Raw genomic sequence first — 17,303 nt, forward strand, 5'->3', positions numbered from 1 at the left:
CGGAGAACCGAGAGGGAAAGATGCTACCAATTATGCTACAGGACGACCGTTAACGAACCGGAAACCATAACGGCCGCAAAACCCGTTGATCGCGCGGAGCGGAGCACAGCCGTGCGGCCCGCGGTCTCTCTCGAACGGAGCTGAGCTTGGTTCGGTTCGAAAATGTCGGATTGCGTTACGGCCTGGGGTCCGAGGTCCTGCGCGACCTCAACTTCCAGATCCCGGCGCATTCTTTCCAGTTTCTCACTGGCCCGTCCGGCGCCGGCAAGACCTCATTGCTGCGCCTGTTGTTCCTCTCGCATCGACCGACGCGGGGCCTCGTCAATCTGTTCGGTCACGACATCTCGCAGCTCGGCAAGGACGAAATCGCAAACTTGCGCAAGCGCATCGGTATCGTGCTCCAGGATTTCCGCCTGCTCGACCACATGACGACCTATGAGAACGTCGCGCTGCCGTTCCGCGTCATGGGCCGCAGCGAATCGAGCTACCGCAAGGAGGTCATCGACCTCCTGAAATGGGTCGGGCTCGGCGAACGCATGGACGCGCTGCCGCCGATCCTGTCCGGCGGCGAGAAGCAGCGCGCGGCGATCGCGCGCGCGGTGATCTCGCGACCGCAACTGCTGCTGGCCGACGAGCCGACCGGCAGCGTCGATCCGACGCTCGGTCGCCGCCTGCTGCGGCTGTTCATCGAGCTCAACAAGTCAGGCACCGCCGTCATCATCGCCACCCACGATATCGCCCTGATGGACCAGTACGAGGCGCGACGCTTCGTGCTGCACCAGGGACGGCTGCACGTCTATGAATAGGCCCGACGAGCGCGGCGTGCTGGTCGATCTCGGACAGGAGGGGCCGCCGCTTCCGGCTAGGGCGCGCAACATGTCGCCGATCGTGCCGCGCGCCTCGATCCACGGCCGCGCGCTGGTCGCCGTCGTCGCCATCATGACCTTCCTGGCGTCGATGACGACCGGCACGGTGCTACTGGTGAGCGCCTCCGCCGCCGAATGGCAGTCGGATGTCGCGAGCGAGATCACCATTCAGGTCCGCCCGCAGACGGGCCGCGATCTCGAACGCGACACCGCGGCGGTGACCGAGGCCATGCGCGCGCAAGCCGGCATCGTCGAGGTCAAGCCGTTCACGAAGGACGAGAGCGGCAAGCTGCTCGAGCCCTGGCTCGGCACCGGCCTGTCGATGGACGATCTGCCGGTGCCGCGCATGATCATCGCGCGCGTGCAGCCCGGCACCGCGCTCGATCTCGGTGCTCTGCGGGCCCGCGTGACCCAGGTAGCGCCCAGCGCCAGCGTCGACGATCACCGCGCCTGGATCGAGCGCATGCGCTCGATGACCAACGCCACCGTGCTCGCCGGCCTCGGCATCCTCGCGCTCGTCATCGTCGCCACCATCATCTCGGTGTCGTTCGCGACCCGAGGCGCTATGGCGGCGAACCGTCCGATCGTCGAGGTGCTGCATTTCGTCGGCGCCGGCGACCGCTATATCGCCAACCGCTTCCTGCGTCATTTCCTCAGGCTGGGGCTGGAGGGCGGCGTGATCGGCGGCGGCGCCGCCATGCTGGTGTTCGGCTTCTCTGAGTCGATTGCAGGCTGGTTTTCCGGCACCCCCGTCGGCGACCAGTTCGCCGCGCTGCTCGGCACCTTCTCGCTGCGGCCGTCCGGCTACATCGTGCTCGCGGTGCAGGCCGTGCTGATCGGCGCCATCACCGCGGTCGCCTCGCGCCAGACGCTGTTCGCGACGCTGAATGATGTCGATTGAGGCCGACAAACCGGACTCCACTTCGCCTCAAAACGTCCTAAAATCACCTCTGGGAAGGGATCACCGACATCGCATGACCGCGCCGACCGACGATCGATCGCCGAAACTGCCGCGCGGCTGGCTGCGCGCGGCCGTGATGTCGACGATCGCGCTCGCCTTCGTTGGCGCGGCGGCGGGCTTCATCGCGTTTCTGTCGCAATTGCGCGGCGCCGAAATCGCGCCGGACCGCAAGGCGGACGGCATCGTGGTGCTGACCGGCGGCTCCTCGCGGGTGTCGGATGCGATGGAGCTGCTCGCTGCAGGTTACGGCAGGAGGCTCCTGATCTCCGGCGTGCACCCGACCTCGACGGCGAGCGACATCTCCCGGACGCTGCCGGAGAACCAGTCCTTCATGCGTTGCTGCGTCGATCTCGACCGCACCGCGGTCTCGACCCGCGGCAATGCCGCGGAAGCGCGGCGCTGGGCCGCGGGGCGCGGCTTCAAATCGCTGATCGTGGTCACCTCGAACTATCACATGCCGCGCGCGCTGGTGGAATTCTCGCATGCGATGCCGGAGACGACACTGATCCCGTTCGTGGTGGTCGGCGACAAATGGCGCGAGGAGCCGTGGTGGACCTCAGCGTCCACCTTGCGGCTGCTGCTGTCGGAATATGTCAAGTACATCGCGGCCGAGCTCAGGGTGCGGCTGGAGGATTTCGGGATTGACCTTTCGCCCGAGATGTCGGAGCAGCCTTCCGGGCTGCAGCCGAAGCGGCCCGCCACCGCACAGGCCAATTGATAGGCAACTGATCGGCAATTGATCGGATCCTCGATGTTCTTGATTTTCCTGCGATCGCTCGTGTTCAACGTGCTGTTCTACACCGTGCTGGTGTGCCTCGCGATCGTGGCGCTGCCGACCTTCGCATTGCCGCCGCGCGCCATGCTCACGGTCGCGAAATGGTGGGCGAAGGCGACGCTGTTCCTGATGCGGGCGGTCTGCAACATCAAGGTGGAATTCCGCGGCCTCGACAAGATTCCGACGGGACCATTGGTCGTCGTGGCGAAGCACCAGTCGTTCTGGGAGACGTTCGTCTTGCCGGGCTTCTTCGACCGTCCGATTTTCATCCTCAAGCGTCAGCTCATGCAGATCCCGGTGTTCGGTCAATTCCTGGTCAAGACCGGGATGATCGCGATCGACCGCAACGCCGGCGTCAAGGCGCTGCTGGACATGACGCGGCGGGCGCGTGAGGCGGTGCGCAGCGGCGGGCAGCTCGTGATCTTTCCCGAAGGCACGCGCCGCGCCCCAGGCGCGCCACCGGACTACAAGAGCGGCTTCGCGCAGATCTATTCGTCCTGCGGCGCGCCGTGCCTGCCGATCGCGCTCAATTCCGGCCTGTTCTGGCCGCGCCGCACCTTCATGCGCTATCCCGGCACGCTGGTGGTGGAGTTTCTCGATCCGCTGCCGCCGGGCTTGCCCAAGGACGAGTATCTTTCCCGTGTGCAAACGGCGATCGAAGACGCGACCGGCCGCCTGGTCGAAGCGGGTCGCAAGGAGCAGGAGCAGCTGATCGGCTCGGCGCCGAGCTATGCGCCGTCGGAGAGCTAGCGGTTTTCCCGATCGTCCACCGGAGCCGGCGCGTGCTGAGAATGCGCATCACCATGCAGCATCATGGCAAGCTGATGCAATGGCGCATCGCGAAAACCTTCGGCCTCGATCGCCTTCACCGTCGCGGTCACGTAGTCGCGGTTGGCGCCCGACTGGCCGTGGCCCTGGAGCACGTGCCGATGCTGGTCGGTGAGCGACAGCCGGCCGGCATATTGCACATGGCCGCGGTCGACGACATAGGCGAGCGCGGAGACGCGCTGCCGCGCGTCGTTCTCCAGCCAGACCGAACGCATGACTTCGCGATAGACCGACGTCACCTGCTCGCGCGCGCGCAAATAGGCGACGACGTCGGCGCGGTTCTTTTCGGCGACGCGGAAGGCGATGCCGCGGCAGGCGCCGCCGCGGTCGAGGCCGAGCACCAGACCCGGCTTCTCCGGCGTGCCACGGTGGACGAAGGAATAGACACAGAGCGCGCGATGCTCGCCGACCAGCCGCGCCGGGACGCGCTCCTCGAATTCGAAGCCCGGCCGCCACATCAGCGAGCCGTAGCCGAACACCCAGAGGTCGCCTTTGGCAGTGGTGACGGAGGGGAGGGTGATTTCCGACATTTCGGGCACGGCTACCAGAACCGCGCCCCCAAGCGAAGCGAATTCTCCGCCTTTCGTCGCAGACTTACCTCGCTTACATTTGACAAAATCAGGGATCAAAGGGTCGCCGCATGTCCGATATGACCGTTGCCGCAGGCCGGCGCTCCCGTTGGGGCCTTTTCATCGCCCCTGTCATCCTCCTGATCCTCGCGGTGGCGTGGAGCGGCTTCTGGTTCTATGCGGCGTCGCAGGCCGAAATCGCCGCCGACGCCTGGCGCGCGCAGGAGGCCAAATCCGGGCGCATCTATGATTGCGCCAAGCGCTCGATCGCGGGCTTCCCCTTCCGCTTCGAGGTCCAGTGTTCCGGCGCCAGCGTCGCCCTGGTGTCGCAGAACGCCAGCAAGACGCCGTTCACGGCGAAGCTCGACAACATCCTGGTCGTCGCCCAAGTCTACGACCCCAAGCGCGTCATTGCCGAGTTCACCGCACCCGCGACGCTCACTGACGGCGTCACGCAAAGCACCTTCGTCGTGAACTGGAGCAAGGGTCGCAGCAGTGTCGTCGGCCTGCCCGCCGTGCCGGAGCGCGCCTCCATCGTGTTCGAGGATCCCACCGTCAATCGCGTCGACGGCAGCGTGCAGGTGCCGCTCGCGCGCGCGAAACAGGTCGAGCTGCATGGACGCCTCGCGGATGGATCGCCGTCCGATCATCCCGTGATCGAGACCGTGCTGCAGATCGCGCAGGGCAGCATCCAGGGCGTTCATCCGCTGCTCGCCGAGCCGTTCGAAGCCGATACGCGGGCGAAGATCACCGGACTGTCCGACCTCACGCCAAAGCCGTGGCCGCAGCGCTTCCGCGAGATCCAGGCCGCCGGCGGCCATATCGAGATCGTGCAGTCCCGGATCCAGCAGGGCGAGATGATCGCGGTTGCGGCCGGCACGCTCGGGCTCTCGGCGAACGGCCGTCTCGACGGCGAACTGCAGATGACGGTGACGGGCCTCGAGCGCGTGATCCCCGCGCTCGGCATCGAGAAGATGCTGGAGGAGGGAGTGCCGCAGGCAACCCTCGATCGCGTCGCGCCCGGCGTGAAGTCGCAGGACCTGAACAATCTGTTCGGCGCGCTCGACCGCGCCGTTCCCGGCCTCGGCAAGGTCATCAAGCAGAACGCCAATGCCGGCGTTGCCGCCGGCATCAATTCGATCGGCACCGAGAGCACGCTGGAAGGCAAGAAAGCTCGCAGCTTCCCGCTGAAGTTCGTCGACGGCGCCGTGCTGCTCGGCCCGGTCAAGGTCGGTCAGATCCCGCCGCTTTATTAGTTCGTGAATTCATCAATCTGCCGGGCGGACAGCTCGGTCCGCCTGACGCTTCCGAAGCTGTGAACAGATCGCTTCCGAAGGGCGTCTTGTCGTCGCCGGTGACGCAACCTGCGAGGTCCTCTCCTGCGTCGGGCGAGGAGTGCGTCAGCGCGTCTGGACAGGAAGCGTTCTGCCGCCCTATTGAAGGCCAACTAGACGGCTCTAGGTCGCGCCCAATTATCTGGGGTTCGGGGGAAACAATGAACGCGTTGAATTGTCTCGTGGCAGCATCGCTGCTCGTCGCCTCGCTTCAGACCGCAAGCGCCAAGGACGGCGAACACTGGGTGGTGTCCTGGACGGGCGCGGTTCAGGGCCCATACCCCGTGGGCAATCCGTCTGCCCAGCCCGAACAGAAATTCGCGTTTCCCGAGCCTGCAGCCGGTGCGCGGGACCAGACCTTTCGCCTGATCGTGCGGCCGGATATCTGGGGCCGGCAGGCCCGCATCCGGCTCAGCAACGCCTTCGGCGCCAAACCCGTCACGTTTGACGGCGTTTACGTCGGCCTGCAGTCGGGCAGTGCCGCGTTGATCCGCGGCTCCAACACTCCGGTGACGTTCGCCGGCACGGCTTCCGTTACGGTGTCGCCGGGGAATTCGGTCTGGAGCGACGCGATCGCGCTGCCGTTTGCAAAGCGGCCTGATGACCTCGCCGGCCGCCGGCTTGCGGTCAGTTTTCATGTCGCCGGCCAGAGCGGTCCGATGACCTGGCACGCCAAAGCGCTGACTACCTCCTATGTCAGTGCGCCCGGCGCCGGCGCGAAGGGCGCCCTCGAAGACGAGGCTTCCTTCCCCTATGCGACTGCGTCGTGGTTCTTTCTCGATGCGATCGAGATGACTGCGCCTGCCGATGCCTTCGCCATCACGGCGTTTGGGGATTCGATTACCGACGGGACCGCCTCAACCATGAATGGCGACGATCGCTGGCCCAACGTGCTGTCGCGCCGCCTGAAGGCGGTCTACGGCAACAAGGTCGCCGTCGTGAATGGCGGCATTGGTGGCAACCAAATCGCAGGCCCCGCCGAATATGGTCCCGACAAACCGTACGCGGGCGGCCCCGCTTCGGGCCAGCGGCTCGATCGCGACGTGCTGTCGCTGTCCGGCATATCGAGCCTGATCTGGCTGGAAGGCATCAACGATTTCAGCAAGAACGGCAATTTTACCGCCGACCAGGTCATCGCCGCGATGAAGGACGGCGTCGCGAGGCTACGCGCAAAATGGCCACAAGCCCGGATCATTGGCGCCACCGTCGTTTCGGCACTGGGCAGCACCAGCGCGGCACATGGTTTTCCCGAACAGGATGACAAGCGCAAGGCGCTCAACGCATTTATCCGTAGCTCGGGGACATTCGACGGCGTGATAGATTTTGATCGTGCGACGCTCGATCCGGCCTCGGGTGGCCTCAAGCCGGAGTTCGTTCCCGAAAGCACGACCGGCGGCGCCGGCGACAAGCTTCATCCCAACCGCACCGGATATCTGGCGATGGGACAGGCCATCGACCTCGATCTGTTCAAGCCGGGAAAGTTTGATCGCAGCGCGAAGCAGTAGGATGAATTCAGAGTTGCCTGTCTCCATTCATCGCCCTCAGCTGTCGTAACTCCCTCCATGCAGGTTACGAGCTGAACTCACGGCCGCTTCGCCGGATCGTGATGACCCGCCGGGAATGCGGAGCCGCAAAGTCCGCTCTCTCTCCATGTCGGCCGCACGTTGAGGCGGTCGCCCAGGCAGGAGAGATATCATGACGAAGTCCAGGCTGTTCATTGCCGCTATCGCCATCTCGACCACGCTCGCGACGCCCGCGTTCGCGCAGTGGGAATGGCAGTCGCAGGAGCCGGCCGCATACGCCTCGATGTATCCGAATGGTGATCGCAACATCTCGAATCCCACGACGCGGGAGACGATGGCATTCGTCCCCTCGCGGAAATCACCGCGCCCCACGGTGATGCGCGCGACCAGGGGCAAATAGTCGCCATCCACCACTTGCCCGTCGCGAACTGGGCCCGGTCATGTCCCGGCCGGGCCCAATGCGCATTACCTTGAACGTTGCCTTGGACAATCGCGACAGTCGCGCGTGCGGATCGGCGGCCAACGAAAATATTCCGAACAGGATCGTCAGGAAAACGTGATGCAGAAGATGCACCTCGCCGCGAATAACCGCAGCCGCATTCAAATCACTCCACACCAGGGAAGCATGCAGGCGCCGGAGACGGCGCGCGGAATCCAATCCGCTTCCCAAATGGAGGAAGCTTCAAGTGCGGATCATCAATTGCGGACTGATGCTGGGTATTCTCGCTGCCTGTTCAGGGCAGGCGCGTGCCGACGACAATGTCACAACCGAAATCCAGTCGCTGAAGGCGAAGCTGAAGGAGCTCCAGCAGCGCGTGGACTCCGAGGCGCGCAAGACGCGGCAGGTTGAAGCGCAGGCGAAGGCCGTTCAGTTACCGGCAAGTTACAAGGCGCTCGCCGCCGATCCATGTGCGGCCGGCAAGGTCTGCTACAAGGGCGTGACGTTGACATTCGGAGGCTGGGTCGATCTCACCGGCATCTACCGCTCACGCAATCTCGCTTCCGATACCGGCTCGGTCTACAACTTCATCCCCTATCAGCAGAGCCGCAATTTCAACATCCCGGAAACGCGCTTCTCCGCGCGCCAGAGCAGGTTCTCGGTGTTGGCCGAAGGCAATGCCGATGCCGACACGCACCTCGCTGGTTACGGCGAGATCGATTTCGAAGGTGCGGCTCAGACGGCGAACTCGGTGGCGACCAACTCATTCAATCCGCGCATGCGGCAGCTCAGCCTGGAACTGGACCGCACCGATCTCGGTCTTCACTTCCTCGCCGGGCAATCCTGGTCGCTCAACGCGCCGACCAAGTCGGGCATCGATCCTCGCGGCGTCGATGCGCCCGGCGTGATCGACTTCGAATCCGTCCCGGGATTTCTTGCGGCACGGCAGCCCGGGCTGCGCGTCTGGCAGGACATCGGACCGGAGTTCAAGCTGGCTGCGTCGGTCGAGAATGCCCAGACCGCGTTCTTCGGCGGCAACGTCCCGGCTGTCGGCACACCCGCCATTGGACCCCAGGGCGTGCTGAACCCGAACCTTCAGGTCAATCTGACCGGTCCCGGCGGCAGCTTCTTCAACAACCTCAACAATGTCAGTCTGAATCAGGTGCCCGACGTCACCGTCAAGGCAGCCTGGGACCCACGGCTCGGGCCCACCAAGCTGCATGTCGAGGCGTGGGCGCTCTACCGCCAGCTGTTCGATCGCTTCAACAACGCCAACCACACCTACGACACCGGAAGCTTCGGGGGACACATCTTCGCCGAACTGATTCCGAAAACCCTCGATCTTCAGCTCTATGGCTCGCACGGCGTGCTGGGCCGCTTCACGGCAACGCCGTTCCCCGACGCGGCGGTGGCGCAGGACGGCACCATCCTCCCGCTGACGATCACGGCGGCCGCCGTCGGCCTGATCTGGCACGCGACGCCCAGCCTCGATGTCTACTCCTATGCAGGCCTCGAAAAGGCCAAGGCGAATTTCGCCAATGTTGGAACGGTGCCCTTCGGCTACGGCAATCCGCTCTACAACAACACCGGCTGCTTGACCGAGAATTCGCCGGCCGCGACCTGCAACGGAAACACCAGGGAGGTCCGGCAGATCACGGCCGGGATCTACGACACCATCTACCAGGGCAATTTCGGTACGCTCAAAGCCGGCCTGCAATATTCCTACACGCAGCGGTTCGCATTCGCCGGCGTCGGCGGCGCCCCGAAGACGGACGACAACGTGGTCATGACGCAGATCCGCTACTATCCGTTCTAGTCACGGAGCCACGCGGGCTCGTAGCCCGGATGGAGCGAAGCGCAATCCGGGAATCTTGCCTCAAGCGACGGAGGTCCCGGATTACGCTTGCGCTCCATCCGGGCTACTTCAGTGCTACGGCTTGTTGCCGAGCTGCGCATGCGGCCGGCCGAAGTCGGGCGCCGCCGAATCCTGGCCGATCTCGACAATGCCGCGGCGGATGGCGCGGGTGCGGGTGAAGTGGTCGAACAGCGCCTCGCCGTCGCCGCGGCGGATCGCGCGGGTGAGCTTTGCCAGATCCTCGGTGAAGGTGCCGAGCATCTCCAGCACGGCTTCCTTGTTGGCGAGGAAGACGTCGCGCCACATCGTCGGATCGGAGGCGGCGATGCGGGTGAAATCGCGAAAGCCGCCGGCGGAGAACTTGATGACCTCGGACTCCGTCACCTGCGCCAGTTCGTCGGCGGTGCCGACGATGGTGTAGGCGATCAGATGCGGCAGATGGCTGGTGATCGCGAGCACGAGATCATGATGATCCGGCGTCATGATTTCGACCTTGGCACCCATCGCCGCCCAGAACGCACGCAGGCGATCGGTGGCAGCCGCATCGACGCCCTCCGGTGGGGTGAGGATGCACCAGCGGTTGATGAAGAGCTCGGCGAAGCCCGAATCGGGGCCCGAATGCTCGGTGCCTGCGACGGGATGCGCCGGCACGAAATGGATGCCTTTCGGCAGATGCGGCGCCATATCCCTGACGATGGCGCCCTTGACCGAGCCGACGTCGGAGATGATCGCGCCGGGCTTGAGATAGGCGGCGATTTCCTGCGCCACCGGCCCGCAGGCGCCGACGGGAATGCAGAGGATGACGAGATCGGCATCCTTCACCGCTTCCGCATTGGTCGCCACGACCTGATCGACAATGCCGAGCTCCATCACGCGTGCGCGCGTCTTCTCCGAGCGCGCGGTGGTGACGATCTCGCCAGCCAAGCCCTGGAGCTTCGCAGCGCGCGCGATCGAGCCGCCGATCAAGCCGAAGCCGATCAGCGCGACGCGCTCGAAGTGCGAGGTCGCGCTCATGTTCCGGCCATGAAGTCGCGCAGGCCCTCGACGACGAGGCGGTTGGCCTCCTCGGTGCCGATGGTCATGCGCAACGAATGCGGCAGGCCGTAGTTCTTCAAGCCGCGCAGCACCAGCCCGCGCTTGGTGAGGAAGGCGTCGGCTGCGTCCGAGGTCTTTCCCTCCGTCGGGAAATGGATCAGCACGAAATTGGCGACGCTCGGCGTCACCTTCAGGCCGAGCTTGCCGATCTCCTCGGTCAGCCAGTTGCGCCAGGTCTCGGTGAACTGCTTCGACATCGCCTGATGCGCGGTGTCCTCGATCGCGGCAACGGCAGCGTACATCGCCGGCGTCGACACGTTGAAGGGACCGCGGATGCGGTTGACCGCGTCGATGATGTGTTCGGGGCCGAACATCCAGCCGATCCGCAGCGCCGCAAGACCATGGATCTTGGAGAACGTGTGGGTCACGACCGTGTTCTCGGTGGTCGCCACCAGCTCGATCCCCATCTCGTAATCGTTGCGCGAGACGTAGTCGCAATAGGCTGCGTCCAGCACCAGCAGCACGTGCGAGGGCAGGCCGGCGCGCAGGCGCTTGACCTCGTCGAACGGCAGATAGGTGCCGGTCGGGTTGTTGGGGTTGGCGAGCCAGACCAGTTTTGTGCGCGGCGTGACGGCTTTCAGGATCGTGTCGACATCCGCGGTCAGGTCCTTTTCGGCGGCAACCACGTTCTTCGCGCCGACCGCCATGGTCGCGATCGGGTAGACCAGGAAGCCGTGCGTGGTCGAGATCGCCTCGTCGCCATGGCTGAGATAGGTGTGGGCGAGCAGATTGAGGATCTCGTCCGAGCCGGCGCCGCAGATGATGCGGTTGGGGTCGAGCCCGAAGGTGCGCCCGATCGCTTCGCGCAGCACGCGCGAGGTCCCTTCCGGATAGTCTTCCAGGTGATCCGCCACGTTCTTGAACGCCTCGATCGCCTTCGGCGAGGGCCCGAACGGCGTCTCGTTGGCCGAGAGCTTGAACACCTTGCGACCGGGCTCCGCCACCGGAGTCCTGCCGGGCGTATAGGGCGCAATATCGAGAATGCCGGGATTCGGCACTGGGCGGGACATCTTCAACTCCGGAGTGGCTTAAGCGGTTCGCGACTTACGATTTCGGCCCGGTCGGGGGCACCGTATAGCGCGTTGCGTGGCTGCCGACGAGGGCCGTGGAGCGCACCGAGGCCCCCGCTTCGATCAGGGCAGCCTTGATTTTGTCGAGGCTGCTCGTCGCGGTGACCGAGACCAGCAGCGCGGCGCCGTCGAAGGCGGTGTCGGGCACCGCCACGATCTCGGCGAGCGGCGACAGGACGCGCGCAACTTCGGCGTTCCACCCCGACACGCGTACGCTGAAGGTCTCGACCTCCGTCACCAGGGCGCTGTCGGCGACGCGCGAGACCGCGAACACCGGCAACGCCGCCGGATGGTCGGCGCGCTCGACAAAGGGCAGCCGCGCGATGATCTTTGGCGCGCCGGCTTCTTCCAGCGACAGCCACCACGGCGTGCGGCTCGAGGTTGCCGAGACCAGCGCAAGGTCGCCCTTGGATTTCGCGACGGCCTCGACCGCCGCCTGCGCGCTGAAATGCGCGACGTAAGGCACCGTGAAGCCGAAATGGAATCGCGCGGAATCGCGCATGGCGGGCTCGCTTGCCGAGATGTCGGCGTGGACCGAGAACGGGGCCTGGACGTAGGTGAAGGTCGCGATGATGACGCGCCAGATGCTCTCGACCGTGTCGAGCGGCAGGATGCCGCGATGACGCTGCACGAGGTCGCGCATCATGGAGGCCTCGCGTGCCGGGCGGAACGCCGAGCCGACCTCCTGGGTCTGCTTCACCTGGATCAGGCGGTCGATGATGTCGCCGCGTTGCATCAGCAGGCGATGCATGCCCTCGTCGATCGCGTCGATCTCCTTGCGCAATTCCTGGAGCGATGGTGGCGCGGGCGGACGTTGGGACATGTCTGACAGGTGCTGTTGAGGGGCGTTCCAATGCGGATCAGTCGAGCCGTCACCGCTACGATGGATGTCCTGATTAGGCAGTCGGGGCTGCGAAAGCAAAGAGAAATGCAAAGGGAAATCGGGCCCTTTCCGCCGGCGGCGCGGCAGGCGAATTTGGTCGATCCGGGCCGCGACTTGACGAAAACCGTCCAAGACGGTAGTTTTTATCCGTTCCGTGGTCATTTGAGCCGGCCGGCTTGCAGCCACGTTAAAAAACTCGCTAAACAGGCCGGGGACCCTTTCGATCCCGGCCGAACCTATCGTTCAGGCCGGGTTTTTCATGGCCTGATGTCAATGCGGTCACTTCTACGATCGCAAACGAGGTCGATGGTCAGATGGTTGGCGTCCAGTCAATTCCCAGTCCCGCGATCACTGCCGACGAGCGGTCGCACGAGGTGGATCGTCCGAGCTCGCAGGTTGCGCAGTTCGGCACGAAGCAGCCGCTGCAGCTCGATTGCGGTGTCGATCTCAGCCCGTTCCAGATCGCCTACCAAACCTACGGCGAGCTCAATGCCGATCGCTCCAATGCGATCCTGATCTGCCATGCGCTGACCGGCGACCAGCACGTCGCCAATGTGCACCCTGTCACCGGCAAGCCCGGCTGGTGGGAGACCTTGGTCGGCCCCGGCCGACCGCTCGATCCCAGCGAGTATTTTATCATCTGCTCCAACGTGATCGGCGGCTGCATGGGCTCGACCGGTCCGGCTTCGATCAATCCCGCGACGGGCAAGGTTTGGGGCCTCGATTTCCCCGTCATCACCATCCCCGACATGGTGCGCGCGCAGGCGATGCTGATCGACCGGCTCGGCATCGACACGCTGTTCGCAGTCGTCGGCGGCTCGATGGGCGGCATGCAAGTGCTGCAATGGACTGCGGCGTATCCGACTCGGGTATTCTCCGCGCTGGCGATTGCCTGCTCGACACGACATTCGGCGCAGAACATCGCGTTCCACGAGCTTGGCCGTCAGGCGGTGATGGCCGATCCCGACTGGCACCAAGGCGGCTATGCCGATCACGGCATCCATCCGCATCGCGGGCTCGCTGTCGCTAGGATGGCGGCGCACATCACCTATCTTTCGGACGCCGCGCTGCATCGAAAATTCGGCCGGCGCATGCAGGACCGCGAGCTGCCGACCTTCTCGTTCGACGCCGACTTCCAGGTCGAGTCCTATCTGCGCTACCAGGGCTCATCCTTTGTCGAGCGCTTCGACGCCAACTCCTATCTCTATCTGACCCGCGCGATGGATTATTTCGACATCGCCGGCGACCATGGCGGCGTGCTGGCGAAGGCGTTCGCGGGAATCCAGACCCGCTTCTGCGTGGTTTCTTTCACCAGCGACTGGCTGTTCCCGACCTCGGAATCGCGCGCGCTGGTGCACGCCCTGAATGCGTCGAGCGCGCGGGTGTCCTTCGCCGAGATCGAGACCGATCGCGGTCACGACGCGTTCCTGCTCGACGTGCCCGAGTTCTTCGACATTGCCCGTGCCTTCCTGCAGTCGGCAGGCAAGGCGCGCGGGCTCACTGCCAAGACTGCTTAACAAGGACGGCTAGTCATGTCTGTACAGGAAGCGCTGCCGCTGGGCGGCCTTGCGACCGGGCAGCCCGGCGATTTTCGCGCCGACCATGTGCTGGTGGCCGAGATGGTCAAGCCGGGCTCGAAGGTGCTCGACGTCGGCTGTGGCGAGGGCGACCTGCTCCAGCTGCTGGAGACCCGCGGCATCGACGGCCGCGGCATCGAGCTGTCACGCGAGGGCGTCAACCGCTGCGTCGCCAAGGGTCTTGCGGTGGTGCAGGGCGATGCCGACACCGATCTCGTGAATTATCCGGATGACGCCTTCGACTACGTGATCCTGTCGCAGACGTTGCAGGCGACCCGGCAGCCGAAAGTGGTGCTTGAGAATTTGCTGCGCATCGGCCGCCGCGCCATCGTGTCGTTCCCGAATTTCGGCTTCTGGAAGATGCGGCTCCAGCTCCTGATCGGCGGCCACATGCCGCGCACGGAGAATCTGCCGGCAAGCTGGTATGACACCGCCAACATCCATTTCTGCACCATCAAGGATTTCGTCGAGCTCTGCGACGCGATCGACGTCAAGATGGAACGTGCCGAGGCGCTCGACCTCTACGGCCGTCCGCTGCGGCTGCGGATGCCCTGGTGGGTGTGGAATCTGTTCGGCGAGCAGGGCGTGTTTCTTCTGACGCGAGGCGGCAGGAAGTAAGATTCCCGTAGCCCGGATGAAGCGTAGCGCAATCCGGGATTCTATCCGCGGAGGCGAAGGCCCCGGATTACGCTTTCGCTCCCTCCGGACTACGCGACGGAGTGTGTGGCGACGCCTTCGCGCTAATGCGCCGGCAACGACCGCGCATCGCGCGCCGGCCATCTTCCCGCTTCCACCAGCGTGACGAACCGTTCCACCGTTTCGTTGAACAGCGCGGGCTCTTCGAGATTGAGCACGTGGCCGGACTTCGGAAACATGGCGAGCCCTGCCGCAGGCAGGTGCTTCTTCAGGAACAGGCTTGCGCCGACGCACGGATCGTCCTCGTCGCCGCAGATGATGAGTGCCGGCGTCGTGGCGGCTCTGATCGCGTCTGTCATCGTAAAGATCGAGGGACGGCCGGCCTGGAAGCCGCGCATCGTGCGCGCCGATCCCTTGGCGTCGTGCCGCGCCAGGGCGGCGTAGAAATCGGCGTGGCCGCGCGGGTCCTTCACCAGGAAGGGAATCCGGCTCGGCGCCTCGCGCGTGACCTTTGCGACTTCGGCCGAGCCGAGCATCTCGAATTGCTCCGCGTTGGCGCGGCACTGCTGGCGCCAGGCGTCGAGGTTCTCGATCTCCGAGCCTGAGCCGACGCCGGCGAGCGTCATCGACAGGGCACGTTGGGGCGCGTTGAGCCCGATCTGGAGCGATGAATAGGCGCCCATCGAGAGGCCGACGAAGTGCGCGCGATCGATCTTCAGATGATCGAGCACCGCGAGCGCATCGGTGTAGAAATGCGTGTAGCCGTAGACCTCGCCATCAGGCACGTCCGATGGCGTGTAGCCGCGCGCGGAATAGGTGATGCAGCGATGGCCGCGCGAGAAGTAGCGCATCTGCGGCTCCCAATTGGTGTAGTCGGCGGCGAATTCGTGCAGAAAAATAATTGGCGTGCCCGTGCCTGCTTGTTCGAAATAGAGCCGGCAATTGTCCTTCGTGAGGGCGTGAGGCATCCGGTTTTCTCCCAGAGGTGGCTGCGACATTGGAATGCCGTCCTGCGGTTAGCGCATACGAACCTAACACTTATTAATCATCTTAATCATCGTCCAAAATCTCCGCGACCGCGTCTTGTTCTCGCCACATCAGGATACTGATACAGCCCGCGGATGTCGGCCACCGCACGGGCCGATTGGGAAGTGGGGGTGTCAACGAAGGATGAAGAATGTTCGAGTTGTTTGCGTCTCGCCTGTCGCGCTGTGTCGTCGCGCTGGCTGTTTTCTTCGCGGCGGTCGCCGCCTTCACCTCTCCGGCGTCAGCACGACCTCATCGTCATAGCGCAGAGCGGCACGCTTACGCGCATCACGCCAGCAGATATCATTATTACCGGCATGCACGCAGTTCGCGCTTTGAGCGCGGCGCGGCGCAATTGCAGGCGAACGGCTTCGGCAACACTTTCGCCAGCTATGACCCGAACGCCAATAGCGGCGGCATCGCCATAAGCGGCAGCGGTGGAATGGCCATGAGCGGCAACGCTGGAATGGTTACCAGCGGTGAGATGACCACGCGCGCCAGCCGTCGAATCGCCAAGAGGCGTGGCGGTGAGATTGCCACTGACGCGAATGTCGGCGGCGTGGCCAATAGCGCCACGAGCAGCAGCGGCTTCGGCGGCGGGTCGGGCCTCGTGTCCGAGGCACGCCGCTATGTCGGCGGCAATCCGACCGGCCGCGGCAGCCTGTGGTGCGCGCGCTTCATGAACATGGTGCTTGAAAAGACCGGTCACCGTGGCACCGGCTCCGACATGGCGAACTCGTTCGCGCATTACGGCACGCGTGTCTCCGGTCCTCAGGTCGGCGCCATCGCGGTCATGTCGCGCGGCGGCCGGGGCGGTCATGTCGGCATCATCACCGGCGTCGATGCGCAGGGCAATCCGATCATGATCTCCGGCAACAACGGCAACCGCGTCCGCGAAGCGCCGATCTCGCGCGGCCGGATCTATGCCTATGTGATGCCGAATTGAGGCGCGTCATTGCGAGCGCAGCGAAGCAATCCAGAATCCCTCGCGGAGACAGTCTGGATTGCTTCGTCGCTTCGCTCCTCGCAATGACGGAGTTTGCCGAGAAAGCGCCCCGTCACACCAGCTTCGGCTGTTCCACCGCAACCGCGTCGCCCACGCCGATGTCGCCGTCGGCGATCACCTCGGCATAGATGCCGCAGTCCATGTGGCCGAGATTGCTCGAGAGCGTGGCCGGGATTTCGAGATCGCGCCTGGCGGTCTGAGGATCGACATTGGTGGCCGGGCAGCGCTTGATGCGCTTGACCACTTTCAGCCGGGCCTGTCCGATCGCCAGCGTCTGGCCGACGAGGTCGAACTCGGACCAGGCCGGCCAGCCCTTCACGTAGAGATTGGCGCGGAAGCGCAGCGGGTGGACGGCGGCGCCGCCGAGCATGGTCTCGAGTGCGCGGACGCTGTCGAGATTGATGATGGACACGACCTTGCGGGCGACGTCGGAAAAGCTGTGGTCGCGGCCGGACAGGACCTTGGGCGGGCCCTTCAACTCCGGCTGAAAGTTCTGGCTGAAATAGTCCTCGATCGCGGCACGCCCGGCGGCGGTCTCGAGATCGCCGACGGCGACGATCTGGCCATCCTTGCGGATGGTCAGGCGATGGGTCGCGTCCTCGAACCGGCTGTCGAGCGAAGCCAGCCGCTCATTACGCGCCAGCATCAGGAACTGGATCTTCGGCTTCCACTGCGGCTCTTCCGGATCGAAGCCGCTGGGGCCGTTCTCGATGGCATAGCGGCGGTCGGCGGGCAGTGTCCGGCCGGTCTGCAGGGAGACGCGGGGCAGGGGCTCCGGCGTCAGGCCCTTGATCGGATAGCGGTAGAGGCCGGTGATCTCGGCGATCTGGTTGGCTGTCGTTGCGCTCGGTGTCATGCCG

Annotated in this window: 17 protein-coding genes and 1 riboswitch; of the genes, 11 read left to right on the forward strand and 6 right to left on the reverse strand. The window is 64.8% G+C overall.

Annotated elements, in window-relative coordinates:
• The first annotated feature begins 146 nt into the window (after window positions 1–146).
• The 4 genes from ftsE (at window position 147) to ABIB91_RS28285 (ending at window position 3,352) form a co-directional block, all read left to right on the forward strand.
• Window positions 147–806, forward strand: a complete 660-nt coding sequence (ftsE, locus tag ABIB91_RS28270; protein WP_007597309.1) for a cell division ATP-binding protein FtsE — start codon at window positions 147–149, stop codon at window positions 804–806.
• Entirely contained in the window at window positions 799–1,767 is a 969-nt protein-coding gene (locus tag ABIB91_RS28275) for a cell division protein FtsX (protein ID WP_007597308.1), read from the forward strand. Before ftsE ends, ABIB91_RS28275 begins: the two co-directional genes overlap by 8 nt.
• Window positions 1,768–1,840: 73 nt before the next feature.
• Entirely contained in the window at window positions 1,841–2,545 is a 705-nt protein-coding gene (locus ABIB91_RS28280; RefSeq protein WP_007597307.1) for a YdcF family protein, read from the forward strand.
• Window positions 2,546–2,578: 33 nt separating this feature from the next.
• On the forward strand, window positions 2,579–3,352 hold the full coding sequence (locus ABIB91_RS28285) for a lysophospholipid acyltransferase family protein (protein WP_007597306.1): 774 nt from the start codon (window positions 2,579–2,581) through the stop codon (window positions 3,350–3,352).
• Here the strand turns inward: ABIB91_RS28285 and ABIB91_RS28290 are convergent.
• Window positions 3,349–3,960, reverse strand: a complete 612-nt coding sequence (locus ABIB91_RS28290) for a gamma-glutamylcyclotransferase (protein ID WP_219680469.1) — start codon at window positions 3,958–3,960, stop codon at window positions 3,349–3,351. The genes ABIB91_RS28285 and ABIB91_RS28290 overlap by 4 nt on opposite strands.
• 110 nt (window positions 3,961–4,070) lie before the next feature.
• On the opposite strand from ABIB91_RS28290, the gene ABIB91_RS28295 reads away from it, so the two are divergent.
• The 4 genes from ABIB91_RS28295 (at window position 4,071) to ABIB91_RS28310 (ending at window position 9,111) form a co-directional block, all read left to right on the forward strand.
• Window positions 4,071–5,255: a DUF2125 domain-containing protein gene (locus tag ABIB91_RS28295; protein WP_354169079.1), complete on the forward strand. Its 1,185-nt coding sequence runs from the start codon at window positions 4,071–4,073 to the stop codon at window positions 5,253–5,255.
• 239 nt (window positions 5,256–5,494) lie between these two features.
• Window positions 5,495–6,838: a GDSL-type esterase/lipase family protein gene (locus ABIB91_RS28300; protein ID WP_354169076.1), complete on the forward strand. Its 1,344-nt coding sequence runs from the start codon at window positions 5,495–5,497 to the stop codon at window positions 6,836–6,838.
• A gap of 190 nt (window positions 6,839–7,028) precedes the next feature.
• Window positions 7,029–7,256 carry a hypothetical protein gene (locus ABIB91_RS28305; RefSeq protein ID WP_354169073.1) on the forward strand — a complete coding sequence of 76 codons (228 nt, stop codon included), beginning with the start codon at window positions 7,029–7,031 and terminating at the stop codon, window positions 7,254–7,256.
• Between the two features lie 286 nt (window positions 7,257–7,542).
• Window positions 7,543–9,111: a hypothetical protein gene (locus tag ABIB91_RS28310; protein ID WP_219680459.1), complete on the forward strand. Its 1,569-nt coding sequence runs from the start codon at window positions 7,543–7,545 to the stop codon at window positions 9,109–9,111.
• Window positions 9,112–9,225: 114 nt separating this feature from the next.
• Here the strand turns inward: ABIB91_RS28310 and ABIB91_RS28315 are convergent, their stop codons facing one another.
• The 3 genes from ABIB91_RS28315 to ABIB91_RS28325 are packed head-to-tail and all read right to left on the reverse strand — an operon-like array spanning window position 9,226 to window position 12,138.
• Entirely contained in the window at window positions 9,226–10,164 is a 939-nt protein-coding gene (locus ABIB91_RS28315) for a prephenate/arogenate dehydrogenase family protein (protein WP_219680456.1), read from the reverse strand.
• Window positions 10,161–11,255, reverse strand: coding sequence for a histidinol-phosphate transaminase (hisC, locus tag ABIB91_RS28320; protein ID WP_354169069.1), 1,095 nt, complete (start codon window positions 11,253–11,255; stop codon window positions 10,161–10,163). The genes ABIB91_RS28315 and hisC overlap by 4 nt, the downstream gene beginning before the upstream one ends.
• Before the next feature lie 34 nt (window positions 11,256–11,289).
• Window positions 11,290–12,138 carry a chorismate mutase gene (locus tag ABIB91_RS28325; RefSeq protein ID WP_354169066.1) on the reverse strand — a complete coding sequence of 283 codons (849 nt, stop codon included), beginning with the start codon at window positions 12,136–12,138 and terminating at the stop codon, window positions 11,290–11,292.
• A 204-nt stretch (window positions 12,139–12,342) separates the two neighbouring features.
• Window positions 12,343–12,422, forward strand: a riboswitch (SAM riboswitch).
• A gap of 90 nt (window positions 12,423–12,512) precedes the next feature.
• Between ABIB91_RS28325 and metX the strand changes: the two genes are divergently transcribed.
• A complete protein-coding gene (gene metX / locus ABIB91_RS28330) occupies window positions 12,513–13,715 on the forward strand; it encodes a homoserine O-acetyltransferase MetX (RefSeq protein ID WP_219680447.1) in 1,203 nt (400 codons plus the stop codon).
• 15 nt (window positions 13,716–13,730) lie between these two features.
• A complete protein-coding gene (metW, locus tag ABIB91_RS28335) occupies window positions 13,731–14,393 on the forward strand; it encodes a methionine biosynthesis protein MetW (RefSeq protein WP_007597293.1) in 663 nt (220 codons plus the stop codon).
• 122 nt (window positions 14,394–14,515) lie between these two features.
• On the opposite strand, the gene ABIB91_RS28340 is transcribed toward metW, so the two are convergent.
• A complete protein-coding gene (locus tag ABIB91_RS28340) occupies window positions 14,516–15,379 on the reverse strand; it encodes an alpha/beta fold hydrolase (protein WP_354169061.1) in 864 nt (287 codons plus the stop codon).
• Window positions 15,380–15,588: 209 nt separating this feature from the next.
• Between ABIB91_RS28340 and ABIB91_RS28345 the strand changes: the two genes are divergently transcribed.
• Window positions 15,589–16,383, forward strand: coding sequence for a TIGR02594 family protein (locus ABIB91_RS28345; protein ID WP_354169058.1), 795 nt, complete (start codon window positions 15,589–15,591; stop codon window positions 16,381–16,383).
• A gap of 112 nt (window positions 16,384–16,495) precedes the next feature.
• Here the strand turns inward: ABIB91_RS28345 and ABIB91_RS28350 are convergent, their stop codons facing one another.
• Complete coding sequence (locus tag ABIB91_RS28350; protein WP_354169055.1) at window positions 16,496–17,299, reverse strand: MOSC domain-containing protein; 804 nt, start codon at window positions 17,297–17,299, stop codon at window positions 16,496–16,498.
• Window positions 17,300–17,303 lie beyond the last annotated feature (4 nt).

The organism is Bradyrhizobium sp. JR4.3 (genome assembly GCF_040547695.1).
GTDB lineage: Bacteria > Pseudomonadota > Alphaproteobacteria > Rhizobiales > Xanthobacteraceae > Bradyrhizobium > Bradyrhizobium canariense.

Coding starts and splice junctions, on each gene's coding strand:
- ABIB91_RS28275 (WP_007597308.1), top strand. CDS start 799: ATGAATAGGCCCGACGAGCGCGGCGTGCTGGTCGATCTCGGACAGGAG.
- ABIB91_RS28280 (WP_007597307.1), top strand. CDS start 1,841: ATGACCGCGCCGACCGACGATCGATCGCCGAAACTGCCGCGCGGCTGG.
- ABIB91_RS28285 (WP_007597306.1), top strand. CDS start 2,579: ATGTTCTTGATTTTCCTGCGATCGCTCGTGTTCAACGTGCTGTTCTAC.
- ABIB91_RS28290 (WP_219680469.1), bottom strand. CDS start 3,960: ATGTCGGAAATCACCCTCCCCTCCGTCACCACTGCCAAAGGCGACCTC.
- ABIB91_RS28295 (WP_354169079.1), top strand. CDS start 4,071: ATGTCCGATATGACCGTTGCCGCAGGCCGGCGCTCCCGTTGGGGCCTT.
- ABIB91_RS28300 (WP_354169076.1), top strand. CDS start 5,495: ATGAACGCGTTGAATTGTCTCGTGGCAGCATCGCTGCTCGTCGCCTCG.
- ABIB91_RS28305 (WP_354169073.1), top strand. CDS start 7,029: ATGACGAAGTCCAGGCTGTTCATTGCCGCTATCGCCATCTCGACCACG.
- ABIB91_RS28315 (WP_219680456.1), bottom strand. CDS start 10,164: ATGAGCGCGACCTCGCACTTCGAGCGCGTCGCGCTGATCGGCTTCGGC.
- hisC (WP_354169069.1), bottom strand. CDS start 11,255: ATGTCCCGCCCAGTGCCGAATCCCGGCATTCTCGATATTGCGCCCTAT.
- ABIB91_RS28325 (WP_354169066.1), bottom strand. CDS start 12,138: ATGTCCCAACGTCCGCCCGCGCCACCATCGCTCCAGGAATTGCGCAAG.
- metX (WP_219680447.1), top strand. CDS start 12,513: ATGGTTGGCGTCCAGTCAATTCCCAGTCCCGCGATCACTGCCGACGAG.
- metW (WP_007597293.1), top strand. CDS start 13,731: ATGTCTGTACAGGAAGCGCTGCCGCTGGGCGGCCTTGCGACCGGGCAG.
- ABIB91_RS28340 (WP_354169061.1), bottom strand. CDS start 15,379: ATGCCTCACGCCCTCACGAAGGACAATTGCCGGCTCTATTTCGAACAA.
- ABIB91_RS28345 (WP_354169058.1), top strand. CDS start 15,589: ATGTTCGAGTTGTTTGCGTCTCGCCTGTCGCGCTGTGTCGTCGCGCTG.
- ABIB91_RS28350 (WP_354169055.1), bottom strand. CDS start 17,299: ATGACACCGAGCGCAACGACAGCCAACCAGATCGCCGAGATCACCGGC.